The 15,221-nt window shown below is 60.6% G+C and carries 9 protein-coding genes; 7 read left to right on the top strand and 2 right to left on the bottom strand.

Annotated features, from left to right (window positions below; all coding sequences use genetic code 11):
* Positions 1 to 26 precede the first annotated feature (26 nt).
* Both OGM67_05865 and OGM67_05860 read left to right on the top strand, forming a co-directional pair.
* Complete coding sequence (locus OGM67_05865; GenBank protein UYJ35834.1) at positions 27 to 2,519, top strand: MMPL family transporter; 2,493 nt, start codon at positions 27 to 29, stop codon at positions 2,517 to 2,519.
* Positions 2,516 to 5,692 (top strand): hypothetical protein, encoded by a 3,177-nt coding sequence (locus tag OGM67_05860; protein UYJ35833.1) that lies wholly within the window; start codon positions 2,516 to 2,518, stop codon positions 5,690 to 5,692. Before OGM67_05865 ends, OGM67_05860 begins: the two co-directional genes overlap by 4 nt.
* 366 nt (positions 5,693 to 6,058) lie before the next feature.
* Here the strand turns inward: OGM67_05860 and OGM67_05855 are convergent, their stop codons facing one another.
* Both OGM67_05855 and OGM67_05850 read right to left on the bottom strand, forming a co-directional pair.
* Positions 6,059 to 6,760 (bottom strand): gamma-glutamyl-gamma-aminobutyrate hydrolase family protein, encoded by a 702-nt coding sequence (locus tag OGM67_05855; protein UYJ35832.1) that lies wholly within the window; start codon positions 6,758 to 6,760, stop codon positions 6,059 to 6,061.
* A 105-nt stretch (positions 6,761 to 6,865) separates the two neighbouring features.
* Positions 6,866 to 7,312 (bottom strand): CBS domain-containing protein, encoded by a 447-nt coding sequence (locus OGM67_05850; protein UYJ35831.1) that lies wholly within the window; start codon positions 7,310 to 7,312, stop codon positions 6,866 to 6,868.
* Positions 7,313 to 7,530: 218 nt separating this feature from the next.
* Between OGM67_05850 and OGM67_05845 the strand changes: the two genes are divergently transcribed.
* From OGM67_05845 to OGM67_05825, 5 genes are all read left to right on the top strand, one after another.
* Positions 7,531 to 7,884 carry an Asp23/Gls24 family envelope stress response protein gene (locus OGM67_05845; protein UYJ35830.1) on the top strand — a complete coding sequence of 118 codons (354 nt, stop codon included), beginning with the start codon at positions 7,531 to 7,533 and terminating at the stop codon, positions 7,882 to 7,884.
* Between the two features lie 39 nt (positions 7,885 to 7,923).
* The gene (locus OGM67_05840) at positions 7,924 to 9,609 is read left to right on the top strand and encodes a DAK2 domain-containing protein (GenBank protein ID UYJ36197.1); all 1,686 of its coding nucleotides are present in this window, start codon (positions 7,924 to 7,926) and stop codon (positions 9,607 to 9,609) included.
* Positions 9,610 to 9,743: 134 nt separating this feature from the next.
* The gene (gene recG / locus OGM67_05835) at positions 9,744 to 11,786 is read left to right on the top strand and encodes an ATP-dependent DNA helicase RecG (protein ID UYJ35829.1); all 2,043 of its coding nucleotides are present in this window, start codon (positions 9,744 to 9,746) and stop codon (positions 11,784 to 11,786) included.
* 424 nt (positions 11,787 to 12,210) lie between these two features.
* Positions 12,211 to 13,530, top strand: a complete 1,320-nt coding sequence (locus OGM67_05830; protein ID UYJ35828.1) for a serine hydrolase — start codon at positions 12,211 to 12,213, stop codon at positions 13,528 to 13,530.
* Positions 13,531 to 13,554: 24 nt separating this feature from the next.
* Positions 13,555 to 15,000: a nicotinate phosphoribosyltransferase gene (locus OGM67_05825; protein ID UYJ35827.1), complete on the top strand. Its 1,446-nt coding sequence runs from the start codon at positions 13,555 to 13,557 to the stop codon at positions 14,998 to 15,000.
* Positions 15,001 to 15,221 lie beyond the last annotated feature (221 nt).

Here is a 15,221-nt window from a genome sequence, read left to right as displayed (position 1 = left end):
AGAATGAAAAGGCAAAAGGCGGCGGCATGGAAGAGCTCGCTGCGTTTATCGTTGATAAACGCAACCTGTTCTTTCTGTTATACATATTTGCGCTGATCTTCAGTGTCATTGCCTCCGGCTGGGTCAAGGTTGAGAATGACATCACGACCTACCTGCCGGACACCACCGAGACCCGCCAGGGCCTGACCGTCATGAACGACAACTTCGTCACCTACGGCACAGCCAATGTCATGGTCTCAAACATCACCTACGACACCGCACTTGACCTGCAGGCGCAGATCGAGGACATTGAGGGTGTCTCCACGGTCGAATTTGATGACACCAAGGATCATTACAAGGATGCCTCAGCCCTCTTTTCCGTCAGCTTTGATGCTGAGGTAGGGGACGAGCGCGCCGAGAACGCCCTGCAGCAGATCCGTGACAAGCTGGAGGGCAGCTACGATACCTCGATCTACTCGGAGGTCGGCTACGATTCCTCGGCCGATCTGCAGAGCGAGATGCTGGTCATCGTCATCATCGCCGCCGTCATCATTGTTGTCGTGCTGACACTGACCTCCCGCTCCTACGCCGAGGTCCCGGTTCTGATCATGACTTTCGGCGCCGCCGCCTTGCTGAACATGGGCACCAACTTCCTGTGCGGCACCATCAGCTTCATCTCCAACTCGGTCACCGTCATCCTGCAGCTGGCGCTGGCCATCGACTACGCCATTATCCTCTGCCACCGCTTCAGCGATGAGCATGAGACGCTGCCCACCCGCGAGGCCTGTATTGCAGCCCTCTCCAAGGCGATCCCCGAGATCTCCTCCTCCTCGCTGACAACCATCAGCGGTCTGGCCGCGCTGGCCTTCATGCACTTCGGCATCGGCCGCGACCTTGCCACGGTGCTGATCAAGGCCATCCTGTTCAGTATGCTCTGCGTTTTCACGCTGATGCCCGGCCTGCTGGTCCTGTTCAGCAAGCTCATCGACAAGACCCGCCACAAGAACCTCATTCCCAAGATCACGGCGGTCGGCAAATTCGACATCAAGACCCGCTTTGTCATTCCGCCGATCTTCGGCGTTGTCATCATTGCGGCAGCCGTCTTTGCCAACCTCTGCCCTTACTGCTACACCTTCACCGATCTGGTCACAGCAAAGCAGAACGAGCGCCAGATCGCCTACCAGAAGATCAAAAACGAGTTCGGCTCCAGCAACATGGTCGCCGTCATTGTGCCTGCCGGCAACTATGAGGCCGAGGGTGCGATCCTTGACGAACTGGACAGCTGCGCCGAGGTCAAATCCACGATGGGCCTTGCCAACATCGAGGCGATGGACGGCTATGTGCTGACCGATGCGCTGACCCCGCGCCAGCTGGCCGAGCTGGCTGATCTGGACTATGAGGTTGCCAAGGCGCTGTACGGTGCCTACGCTGTCGATCATGACGAGTACGGCGAGATCATCAACGGTCTGGACGATTACCGCGTGCCGCTTTATGATATGTTCCGCTTTTTGGAGCAGGAGATGCATGACGGAAACATCACGCTTTCCGGCGATGTGCAGGACACACTGGACGATTTGTTTGACCAGCTGGACGAGGCCCAGAAGCAGCTGCAGAGCGACAGCTACAGCCGTATGGTCGTCTATCTGAACCTGCCCGAGGAGACTGACGAGACCTTTGCCTTTGTCAACCGGATGCACGACATCATCGGCAAATACTACGACAAGGATTCGTTCTATGTTGTCGGCAACACCACCAGCGCCATGGACCTGTCCAGCTCTTTCGGTGAGGATAACCTGCTCATCAGTGTGCTGTCTGCGCTGTTCGTTATTCTGGTCCTGTTGTTCACCTTCAAGTCTGCCGGTCTGCCGGTGCTGCTCATCATCGTCATTCAGGGCAGTATCTGGATCAACTTCTCGGTGCCGTATCTGCAGCACACCCCGCTGTACTTCCTCGGCTACCTGATCGTCAACTCGATCCAGATGGGCGCAAATATCGACTACGCCATCGTTATCTCGAGCCACTACACCGACCTGAAGAAGGTCATGCGCCCGAAGGAGGCCATGGTCGCCGCGCTGAACGAGTCCTTCCCGACGATCTTCACCTCCGGCTCTATTCTGGCATCCGCCGGTATCCTGATCAGCGTCCTGACCACGAACCCCGTTATCTCTGCCATCGGCACCTGTCTGGGACGCGGCACCATCGTTTCGATCCTTCTGGTCCTCTTTGTGCTGCCGCAGATCCTGATCCTCGGCGATACGATCATCGAGCGCACCAGCTTTGAGATGAAGGGCGTCGGCGGCATCACTCGCACCGCCAGCGGCACAATGCATGTCAACGGCCGCGTCCGCGGCTACATCAACGGCGTTGTGGATGCCGAGATCAAGGGTGTGCTGCACGGCCAGTTCAACGCCAGCATTGCCACCGGCACCGAGCTCACGGTTGAAAAGCCTGACATGTACCTGTCGGAGGAGAATGTCCGCGAAACTGCGGATAACCCCGACACGACCAACGACACCGCGAAAGGAGGCGACGCCGAATGAACCACACTTCTGATTTAACGCGCCGCCTTTGGGCTGCGCTGCTTGCCCTCTGCCTGACGCTGAGCCTCGCCCTGCCCGTCTTTGCGGAGGGGGAGAGCGATACCGAGCCGGAGGCCAAGGAGACCTACCACATCGGTACGGTGGACGAGCTTTTGCAGCTGGCCGACTACTGCCGTCTGGACAGCTGGAGCGAGAACCGCACCGTTGTGCTGGACACCGACCTTGAGGTGACCGGCAGCGGCTTTACCGGCATCCCATCCTTCAGCGGCGTTTTTGAGGGGCAGGGCCATGTGATCTCCGGCCTGAGCCTTGTGGATGACGGCTCGGTCATCGGCTTCTTCCGCTATGTCCAAAAAGAGGCTAATGTCCGCGACCTTGTCGTGCGCGGCCGCGCCATGCCCACCGGCAGCCGCACCACCGTGGGCGGCCTTGCGGGCAGCAACGCCGGCACGCTGCACAACTGCCGCTTTGAGGGCGTGTCCTCCGGCGCGTCCATCGTGGGCGGCATCGCCGGCAATAACCTTGCCACCGGCGTGATCGAGAGCTGCACCACCACCGGCAGCGTCTACGGCGCCCACTTCATCGGCGGCCTTGCCGGGCAGAACCACGGCATCATCGCCAACTCCACCAATGCGGCCAGCGTCAACACCACGGTGGAGCAGAACGACATTGACCTGTCGGAGCTGACCCTAGGCGACCTGATCGGCACCGAGAACGCCGCCGACATCACCGACATCGGCGGCATCGCAGGCCAGTCCAGCGGCGTGATCCGCGCCTGCATGAACCGCGGCACCGTTGGCTACCAGCACATGGGCTACAATGTCGGCGGTATCGCAGGCAGCCAGACCGGCTACATCGAGGGCTGCGTCAACTACGGCACCGTCTACGCCCGCAAGGAGAGCGGCGGCATCGTGGGCCAGATGGAGCCCAGCAGCACCCTGCAGTACACCAAGGATACCCTGCAGGAGCTGAGCGAGGAGATGACCACCCTGCAGACACTGGTTGATCGCGCCTGCGATGACGCAAGCGCCGCCAGCAGTGACCTGTCCAACCAGCTGCACAATCTGCAGAACAGCGTCACCAGCTCCCGCAGCGCCATCGAGAATCTGCTCAAGCAGGCGGCGGATGGCCTCTCCATCAGCTCCCAGACCGTCAAGACCGATCTGACCCAGTTCAAGCAGAATCTGAAGGACACCACCGGCGATGCAAGCGACCCCAATGCGACTAAGCAGCCGGACGGTGCGATCATCGACCCCGGCTACTCCATCGGTGACCTCACCGGCAGCAGCTCGGAGGAGGAAACGACTGCGGCTGCGCCGGAGGAGTCCGCCGACACCGCCCCGGCCGAGCAGCCTGCCGTGACGGAGGACGCCCCCGCAGAGCAGACCAACCAGCCCGCTGCAGAGGATACCCCCGCCGAGCAGGCAGAGTCGGACACTGCGCGTGAGGCCCACAGCCAGCCCGATCCCGGCACTGCCGCGGATGACAGCGATCCGATCGTCGGCCCCATGCCCACGCCGGATCAGAATCAGGCGGATACCGGCTACATTGTAGAGGAGCCGGAAAACAAAGACATCGCCAAGGATCTGGTGGACGGCATCAGCGATGCCATCCCCGATTCTGTGGATGTTAAGATTCCCAAGGTCGAGCTGACCAACCGTGACGCGATCACGGCCAGCAAAAACGACCTGAGCAGCAACCTGACCGGCATCGGCGATATTGTCAGCAGCCTCAATACAAGCGCCAGCGGCAATTCTCAAGCGCTGATCAACGATGTCCGCGCCATCTCCAACCAGATCAACAAGATCGGCCAGACGCTGTCCGGTGCCAGCGAGAATGTCAACCGGGATGCAGACGACCTCGTGGACGACATCTCCGATGAGGACACCGACAGCGATGTCGAGGCCAAGGTCTCCAACTGCATCAACAGCGGCTCTGTCTACGCCGACATCAATGCGGGCGGCATCACCGGCGCAATGGCCCGCGAGAATGACCTCGACCCCGAGGACGACTACACCATCGCCGGCAGCGAGTCGCTGAACTTTACCTTCAAGACCCGTGTTGTGGCGCGCGACTGCACCAACTACGGCACCGTCAGCGCCAAAAAGCAGCGCGCCGGCGGCATTGTCGGCGATGCCGAGATGGGTTCTGTCATCGACTGCCGCGGCTTCGGCACGCTGGACGCCGAGGACGCCACCGGCGTGGGCGGCGTGGCCGGTGTGAGCAAATCCGTCATCCGCGACAGCTACGCCAAGTGTCGACTGTCCGGCTCCAAGCAGGTGGGCGGCATTGCCGGCAGCGGCGCCACCATCGAAAACTGCCGCGCCATGGTCATGATCGAGAGCGGCAGCGAGCAGATCGGCGCGATCGCCGGTATCGTAAACGACCCGCTGGACGGCAGCGTGACCGGCAACACCTTTGTGGATACGGGCACCGCCGGCATCGACAGCGTAAGCTACAAGGGCATTGCCGAGCCGCTGCCCTATGAGAAATTTGCCGCGCAGGAGAACCTGCCCAGCGATTTCTCAAGCCTCTGCATCCGCTTTGTGACCGAGGACGACTCTCTGGTGCAGCAGTATTACATTCCCTACGGCAGCGATTTCCCGACCGACCAGCTCCCGCCGGTGCCCCATCATGAGGGCCAGTACGGCAGCTGGGAGGATGTGGACCTGACCAACATGACCTTTGACACCACGATCCATGCCGAGTACAACAGCATGAACACTGTGCGCCAGAGTCAGGAGAAGCGCAGCGGCCGCTCCATCGTTCTGGTGGAGGGCAGCTTTGATACGACCGATGAGCTGATGCTTCATGAGATCGATGATGCGCCCCAGACCCTCGGCACTCTGGTCGAGGCCTGGGGGCTGGAGCTGCCCGCCGACACGGGCCACACCCTGCGCTACATGCCGCCCGAGACAACCGACAACACTGTGCTGTGGGTCAAGACCAATGCAGGCTGGCAGCAGGCCGAGACGAGTGTGGACGGCAGCTACCTGACCTGCACCGCACCTGCGGGCACCACGGCGTTTGCCGCCGTGCAGGCCCCCGCAAGCAAGGTGCCCCTGCTCGCGGCCGCCTGCGGTGCCGCAGCCGCACTGCTACTGGTGATTTTGTTCATCGCCCGCAAGCGTAAAAAGCGAAAAGCAAAAAAAGCTGCTGAAAAAGCAAAATAAAAGAAAATCCCTTCTGTGGTGTGACACCACAGAAGGGATTTTTTTGGCTTCCCCCTTTGGGGAAGCTGTCACCGAAGGTGACTGATGAGGGGCAGCCTTCCCACGACAACCCATTTATGGATAATAATGGCAAACTTGCCCCTCATCCGGCGCGCCGCACCACCTTCCCCCTTGGGGGAAGGCTTTTCCTTTAAGGCAACACCGCACAATTCCCGCCTGACGGCTTAAGCACCGCTCCGGCGGCTGCGGTACAGCATCTGCGTTGCCAAAATGCTCGATAATACACAAAGTATTATCTGCGCTTTTGGCTTAGCATCTGCCGCACCTCGCTCGCCGTATCGGCACTTAGAATTATGCGGTATTGCCTTAACACGCACCCACAAACGCCTTAAAAATCTTTCGGCTGTCCCCATTCACACGGTACGAAAATTCGGGGTGCCACTGCACAGCCCAGACGAACCTTTTATCAGGCAGGCATACGGCCTCCGTCAGTCCATCCTCCGAGACAGCCATAGCCGCCAGCCCCGGCGCAATCGTTTTTATGGCCTGATGATGCAGGCTGTTCACAGCCAGCGTATCCTTGCCCAAAAGTACCCAAAGCGGGCTGCCGGCCGTCAGCGTCACACTGTGTACCGGCGCATCGTAGGGCGGCGTCTGGTGGTGGTTTGCCGCCGAAGGGTGCTCAGCGGGCAGGTCCTGATACAGTGTACCGCCAAGATGGACATTCAAAAACTGAATGCCGCGGCAGATGCCCAGCACGGGCTTGTCCGCCGCCAGCGCAAGGTCAAGCAGCCGTGCTTCCATCGCATCGCGCGCAGGGCAGGTCTCGCCGCACTGCGGCGTCGGCGCGGCGCCGTACAGGGCAGGGGAAACATCCTGCCCGCCCGTCAGCAAAAAGCCATCGCAGGTATCGGCCAGCTGCCGCAGTGCGGCGGCATCAGCCGTCAGCGGCAGCATAATGGGCACGCCGCCCGCCTGCTCCACGCCCTGCATATAGCCGGGCAGCATCCAGTAACTCTCGCGCGCCTCATCCACCAGCGGCACGATCCCAATCAAAGGCTGTTTCATTCTTCTACCCACACCTCACTGTAAAAAATAAAACAGAGAAGCCCTTGCGTGACTTCTCTGTCCGTTGTGCTGATTATACCGCAACGCGCGGCGGATTGCAAGCCCTTACATCGGCGGGTGACTGCTTTGGAACCGCTTGTCGGGCGGCAGGGTCGTATATTTGTCGTACAGCTCCCGCAGCAGCACGGTACGGCGCACCATGCCGATAAACACATTGCGGTCATCCACCACCGGCACAAAGTTCTGGTCGATGGCCGCCTTGAGCAGGGTCGCCATATCGGTCGTGACCGTCACGGGCTTATAGTCGCGGCGGCGGGGAAAGCTTGAGATCGGCACATCCTCGCTGGCCTCCAGATCCAGCCCGTGCAGATTTTTCATCGCCCAGAGGATATCCCCCTCGGTGATGCTGCCCACATATTCGCCGTTGCGTTTCAGCACCGGGATGGTGGCATAGCGCTGGTTTGACCATTTTTCAAGTGTCTGGCGCAGGGTGAAATCCTCGTAAATGTACAAGACATCCTGCTTGGGTGTCAAAAAGAATAAAAGGTTCATGCTTTAAACTGCACTCCTTTGGCAATGTTGTCATACTTCTGTAACCAGTATATACGCTTTGTCTGTAAACTTTGTGAATGGAATGTTAAATCCGCGCCACAAAATAAATTTCTCTGAAATCTCTGTTCAAGCGGAGAAAAAAGGTGTATAATAGCTAATGATTCATATCGTGCAGCTACGGCCTTAGCCGCAGCTAACCCTGTAAAGGAGGATCGCAGATGATCACCAAGGTCAATCCCTATGGACATATCTCCCTGACGAACGACTACTTCTCCGGCTTGGTGGAGCAGGCCGCCAAGCAGTGCTACGGCATTGCCGCCATGGGTCAGGCCCCGGCCGAAAGCGTTGTACGCAGCGCCCTGCGCACCGGCAGTCTGCCGCCGAAGGGTGTCACCGTCACGCAGGAGGGCGGCAAGCTGGTCATCGCCCTGCACATCAAGGTCGGGTTCGGCCTGAATATTTCGACCATCACCCAGAGCATTACCCACCGCGTCAAAGACGAAGTTGAACTTGCCACCGGCTTAAAGGTCGCCCGCATTGATGTCTATGTGGACGATGTCATTGCCGACTAAGACTGTTTTTACCCAGAAAATATGAGGTGTAACGAAACCATGATTACTGGCCAGACCCTGCGTGACGCCATCCTTTCCGGCGCCAACAATATTGCCAACCAGCGCACCCGCGTGGATGAGCTGAATGTTTTCCCCGTGCCGGACGGTGATACCGGCACGAACATGAGCATGACCATCGGCGCAGCCCGCGCCGAGCTGGAGGCCATGCCCGACAGCTGCACCGTGGCCGAAGCCAGCAAGACCGCTGCCTCCGCCATGCTGCGCGGCGCACGCGGCAACTCCGGCGTTATCACAAGCCTTTTGTTCCGCGGCTTCTCCAAGGCGCTGAAGGATAAGACCGAGGCCTCCGCCGCCGACCTTGCCGCCGCGCTGCAGCAGGGTGTCGAGGCCGCCTACAAGGCCGTCATGAAGCCCACCGAGGGCACCATTCTGACCGTCTCCCGCTTGGCAGCCGAGAAGGCTGCCGAATGCACCGGCATGGAGGTTCCCGCCATGTGGGACGCCACCCTGCAGGCCGGTCAGGCTGCGCTGGACGATACCCCCAACCTGCTGCCCGTGCTGAAAAAGGCCGGTGTGGTGGACGCCGGCGGTCAGGGCATCATGCTGATCTTTGAGGGCATGAAGCAGGTATTCGACGGCGGCGAGATCATCGCCGGTGCCGAGGTCGCCGCCAAGCCCAAGGTCTCCAGCGAGGCCGCCGGCAAGGGCGTCTTTGCCGATGACCTGATGAAGGTCGAGGACATCAAGAACGGCTACTGCACCCAGTTCCTGCTGCACAAGGACGAGGGTGCCAGCGTTGCCCGTCTGCGCGCGTTTTTGGAGTCCAACGGCGATTCCGTTGTCGTGATCGAGGACGATGATGTGGCCAACTGCCATGTCCACACCTCCGACCCCGGCATGATGCTGAGCGAGGCCATCAAGTACGGCTACCTGACGAACTTCAAGATCGAGAACATGCATGAGCAGTTCCTCGCCCGCCAGAAGCAGGCCAAGGGTCTGGAGAAGCAGGCCGAGGCCGAGGAGAACCAGACGAGCGAGTTCACCTACGCTGCCGTTGACCCCGAGCGCGAGTACGGCTTTGTGGCCGTGGCCGCCGGCGAGGGCCTGAAGGCTGTGTTCGGCGATCTGGGCGTGGATGCCGTTGTCAGCGGCGGTCAGACGATGAACCCCTCCACCGAGGACATTCTGGCCGCGATCCAGAGTGTACCTGCCAAGACGGTGCTGGTGCTGCCCAACAACAAGAACATCATCATGGCCTCTGAGCAGGCCCAGAAGCTGGCCGACCGCAAGGTCATCGTGCTGCCCACCCGCACCGTGCCCCAGGGCATGACGGCCATGCTGAACTTTGACCCCGACCTGAAGCCGGAGGAGAACGCTGTTGCCATGATGCAGGCGGCCGACCATGTCAACACCGGTCTGATCACCTACGCCGCGCGCGACAGCGAGTTTGACGGCAAGCCCATCCGCAAGGGTGAGCTGATGGCGCTGGAGAACGGCAAGATCGTGGCCACCGGCACCGATCTGGCCAAGACGACCTACCGTCTGGCCCGCGCCATGAAGAAGAAGGACACCCAGTTCATCACGGTCATTTCCGGCTGTGATGTCAGTGACGAGGACGCCGAAAAGACGACCGATCTGGTGCGCGCCAAGTGCGGCGGCAACATTGAGGTCAGCCACATCAGCGGCGGCCAGCCGGTCTACTACTACATGATCTCTGTAGAGTGATCCGGACGCTATAACATAAAAAGGCGAATTTGGGAGCGAACCGAGTTCGCCTTTTTTGGTATATAATTTGCCCCGCGGGCCGATGACGAGAATCGGCCCCTACACAGCAACCTTCCGCGAAAGGAGGTCCCGCGATGGCCACCATCAACGATTCCGTCCAATACCTCAAGGGTGTCGGCCCGGCCTTTGCCAAAAAGTTTGAAAAGCTCGGCATCTATACCATCCGCGACCTGCTTTTGTGCTACCCGCGCAAATACATTGACTACACCCAGCCCTACACCGTTGTGTCAGCACCCTATGACACCGACTGCTGCGTGCGCGCCACCGTGCTGCAGAAGGAGCCGCCCCGCCGCATCACCGGCGGGCGCGTCATGAGCCGCGTGCTTGCGGCGGATGATTCCGGCATCCTGACCCTGACATGGTTCAACGCGGCCTACGCGGCCGACAATCTCACGGTGGGGGAGAGCTACTACTTTGAGGGGCGCATCGGCGGGGCGCTGACCCGCCGCGAGCTGCTGCACCCGCTGGTGCGCACCGAGGCACAGGTTGCGGCCTGCCCCTTCGTGGCGGTCTACCCCGGCACAGAGGGGCTGCCTGCCAGCCGCCATGCGGCCTGCGCCCACGCGGCGCTTGCCTTTGCGGACGAGCTGACCGACCCGCTGCCCCCTGCGCTGCTGACCCGCTACCGGATGCCCGCCAAAGCGCAGGCGGTGCGGGCCATCCATGCCCCGCAGAATGCCGCCGACCTCGCCGCCGCAAGGCGCAGGCTCATCTTTGAGGAGCTGTATCTGCTGCAGATCGGCATCTTTCTTTTGCGCAGCCACGGGCGCAACCGGACCAGCGCACCGATGCACCCGCTGGATCTGGGGCCGTTCTGGCGCAGTCTGCCGTACCCGCCCACCGGGGCGCAGCGCCGCTCGACCGAGGAGATCGTGAGCGACCTGTGCGGCGAGGTGCCGATGAACCGGCTTTTGCAGGGCGATGTCGGCAGCGGCAAGACACTCGTTGCCGCTGCGGCCATCTGGTTTGCCGCCCAAAACGGCTGGCAGAGCGCCCTGCTGGCCCCGACTGAGATCTTGGCCCGGCAGCACGCCGCAACGCTGGCCGACCGGCTTGAGCCGTTCGGCGTCAATGTCACACTGCTGGTCGGCGGCATGAAGGCCAAGGAGAGGCGCATCGCACTGTCGGCCATTGCGGACGGCCGCGCCGGTCTTGTTGTCGGCACCCATGCGGTTTTAACCGATACGGTGGAATTTAAAAATCTCGGCCTTGCCATCGTGGACGAGCAGCACCGCTTCGGCGTGCGGCAGCGCGGCCTGCTGGCCGGTAAGGCACAAAGCCCGCATCTGCTGGTCATGAGCGCAACGCCCATCCCGCGCACGCTGGGGCTTTTGATGTACGGCGACCTCGACATCTCCGTGCTGGACGAACTGCCCCCCGGCCGCAAGCCGGTCAAGACATGGTTCATCACCGGCAAAAAGCGGCGGGACATGTACGGCTTTCTCGACAAGCAGATCGAGGCCGGGCATCAGGTGTACATCGTCTGCCCCGCCATTGAGGAAAACGAGACCTCCGGCGGCCTGCAGGCCGTGACGACCTATTATACCGAGACCGCCTGTGCGCTGCTGCCCCACCGCCGCATCGGCCTGCTGCACGGCAAGCTCAAACCCAAGGAAAAGGACGAGGTCATGCAGAAATTCAAGGCAGGGGAGCTGGATGTGCTGGTCTCGACCACCGTCATCGAGGTCGGCGTCGATGTCCCCAACGCCACGGTCATGGTCATTGAGAACGCCGAGCGGTTCGGCCTGTCGGCCCTGCACCAGCTGCGCGGGCGCGTGGGCCGCGGCGCGGCAGACTCCTGCTGCATTTTGATCTCTGACAATGTGAATGAGCCGGTGCGGGAGCGGCTGCAGTTTTTGTGCCGCACCCCGGACGGCTTTGCCGTGGCAAAGTACGATCTGGAAACGCGCGGCCCGGGTGATTTCTTCGGCGCCGCCCAGCACGGCCTGCCGACGCTGCGGGTCGCAGATCTTGTGCAGGACACCAAAACACTGCGGGTCGCACAGGACGAGGCCAAGGCCCTGCTTGCGAAGGATCCGAACCTCATCGACCCGGCCCACCGTGCGCTCTCCGATGAGGTGGAGCGGCTGTTTGAGACCGCCGGGGCGATGAATTAGGTTTTTTGGCTTCCCCCTTTGGGGGAAGCTGCCGCCCGCAGGCGGCTGATGAGGGGCAGAGTTTCCCACAGGCAATCCGCAAGCGGGATTTCCCGGCAAGTTCCCCCTCATCCGGGCGCGGTCAGGGCCGCGCCCACCTTCCCCCAAAGGGGGAAGGCATCTTGCCCCTATAAATTCTGTTTCCTCCCTTTTATTTTCCCTTCAATTTTGGTATACTGATAGGTAATTATATAAGGCAACACCGCACAATTCCCGCCTGACGGCTTAAGCACCGCTCCGGCGGCTGCGGCACGGCATCTGCGTTGCCAAAATGCTCGATAAGACATCCAGTATTATCTGCGCTTTTGGCTTAGCAGCTGCCGCACCTCGCTCGCCGTATCGGCACTTAGAATTATGCGGTATTGCCATAAAGGAAATTTTGCCTATGAAAAAATTCTGCGCGATACTCTTTTCCTTCGTGCTTATTGTGGTGCTGGCCCTGCCGGCGGCCGCAGAAGGGGAGAGTGCTGCCCTCTCTGACACAGCCCCGGCACTTACGGCCCCGGCTGCCTATGTGGTCAACCTCGACACAAACATCGTTGTCTATGACAAAAACAGCGAGGTGCCGCTTTCGGCTGCGAGCCTGACCAAGATGATGACAACGCTGCTTCTGCTGGAAAGCTATCAAGACCAGCTCGACTCGATCAGCCTGACTGCGCCGAGTTATATCTATGATCTGATCTGGGAGCAAAGCACCAACGCCTCGACCGCTGACATCCGCCGGGGCGAGACGCAGAGCCTGCGCAATCTGCTGTACGCCATGCTGCTGCCCAGCGGCAACGAGGCTGCCTACATCGTGGCCGACTATATGGGCGGCGGCAGCATTGACAACTTTGTTGCGATGATGAACGACGAGGCCGCCGCCATAGGCTGCACTGGCACGACCTTTGTGGACCCCTGCGGCCTGAACCCCAACAACATCACCACCGCGCGGGATGCCTACCTGATCCTGCGGGCGCTGACGGCCTACGATGTGTTTGCCACCGTTGCCGGCACCCCGACCTACGACATGGGCACCAACAGCCGCTACACAACACCCGGCACCTATATTTTGCAGAACACCGACAAGCTCATCACCAACAGCAGCTACCACCGGGACTACACCAAGGGCGGCAAGACCGGCAGCCTTGGCGAATGGCAGAACTTTGCGGGCTGGCACAGCCAGGACGGTGAAAGCTACATCAGCGTTGTGCTGAATGTGCCGATGGAAAGCGATGAGGGCGGCCGCCCCGCCCTGCTTGAGACCGGCACCCTGATGGACTGGGTGTTTGCGACCTACACCATCGCCCCCGCGCTGGACCCCACCCAGCCCATCACCGAGGTCCGGGTTGCCTACTCCACACAGGCCGACACCGTCATGCTTTACCCGGTCGATAACATGATGACCCTGCTGCCACGGGAGGGCGGCGCAGCCCTGACCGAGCAGGTATTCCATGTGCCGGATCAGCTGCCCGCCCCCATCCGGCAGGGCGATGTCGTGGGCACCGTGACACTGACCATTCAGGGCGAGATCATCGGTACCACAGACCTGATCGCGGGCAGCGATGTCTCGCGCAATCAGCTTTTGTATACGCTGTCCCGCGTGCGGGAGTTTTTTTCCAGCACGTATTGCAAGGTAGTCGTCATGCTGACGATGCTCGTCATCGGCGTCTATCTGATTTTTACCGTCGGCCGCATCCTGCGTATCTGGAGCAAGGAAATGTAAGCCGAATCAATGGAGGTTTTTACCATGTTGGATGTAAAGCGCAATCTGACCACCATGACCGATTTTTATGAGCTTACCATGTCGGCAGGCTATCTGGACGAGGGCTATGTCGATAAGATCGCCGTCTTTGATATGTTCTTCCGCCGCGTGCCGGACGGCGGCGGCTACGCCGTCATGGCCGGTCTGCAGCAGTTCATTGATGCGGTGGATCATCTGAAATTTACCGACGAGGACATCACCTACCTGCGCTCCACCAAGACCTTTGATGAAAAGTTTCTGAACTATCTGGCCAACTTCAAGCTGCACTGCAACATCTGGGCCATTGAGGAGGGCATGCCGATCTTCCCGCAGGAGCCGATTGTCACGGTCGAGGGCCCTGCCATCGAGTGCCAGCTGCTGGAAACGCTGCTGCTCGTCACCTTCAACCATCAGTGCCTGATCGCCACCAAGGCCAGCCGCATCGTCCGCTCCGCTGCCGGCCGCCCGGTCATGGAGTTCGGCGCACGCCGCGCGCAAGGGTATGACGCTGCCTACTTCGGCGCGCGCGCCTCCTACATCGGCGGCTGCGGCTCCACCTCCTGCGTCATGGCCGCGCGCGACTTCGGCATCCCGGCCTCCGGCACGATGGCACACAGCTGGGTCCAGATGTTCCCGACCGAGTATGATGCCTTCAAAAAATACGCTGAGCTGTACCCCGATGCCTGCGTGCTGCTGGTGGACACCTACAATGTGCTGCGCCACGGCGTGCCCGATGCGATCAAGGTCTTTGATGAGGTGCTCAAGCCGATGGGCAAGCGCCCCAAGGGCATCCGCATCGACTCCGGCGACATCGCCTACCTGTCCAAGAAGGCCCGCAAGATGCTTGATGAGGCCGGCTACCCCGACTGTACGATCTGCGCGTCGAACTCTCTGGATGAGTACATCGTCCGCGACCTGATCCTGCAGGGTGCCCGCGTGGACAGCTTCGGCATCGGCGAGAATATGATCACCGCCAAGAGCGACCCCGTGTTCGGCGGCGTGTACAAGCTGGCCGCCGTGAAAGAGGACGACGGCAGCTACACCCCCAAGATGAAGCTGTCCGAATCTGCGGAGAAGATGACGATCCCCTGCCTGAAAAAGGTCTGGCGTATCTATGATCAGGACGGCAAGGCGATGGCTGACCTTATCACGATGGCCGATGAGGCGGTGGAAACGCAGCATGGCATCACGCTGTTTGACCCGATCGAGACATGGAAGGAATGCACCTATGTCAACTGCACGGCGCGCTGCCTGTCCACCCTCATCTATGATCACGGCCAGCGCGTCTACACCTCGCCCAGCCTTGATGACATCCGCAAGTTCTGCAAGGCGCAGATCAATACCCTGTGGGATGAGGTCAAGCGCTTTGAGAACCCCCACCGCTACTATGTGGACCTGAGCCAGAAGCTTTGGGATACCAGAAGCGCACTGCTGAAGAAGCTGTCGAAGTAAAAAATCTCCGGCTTCCCCCTTGGGGGAAGCTGCCGCCCGCAGGCGGCTGATGAGGGGCAGGCTTGCCAATACCGTCCGTTTATGAGATACTATGGCGAGTTCTCCCTCATCCGAGCGTGGTCGGGGCCACGCCCACCTTCCCCCAAGGGGGAAGGCATTTCTTCCCAAAAACTCCCACCATCCTTACAAAACGGTTACAGCCCGCACCCCCTGCACATACT

It is taken from the genome of Oscillospiraceae bacterium (genome assembly GCA_025757985.1).
In the GTDB taxonomy this organism is placed as follows: domain Bacteria; phylum Bacillota; class Clostridia; order Oscillospirales; family Ruminococcaceae; genus Gemmiger.
Note: the sequence above shows the minus strand (reverse complement) of the source record. Positions and strands in the feature narration are given on the sequence as shown.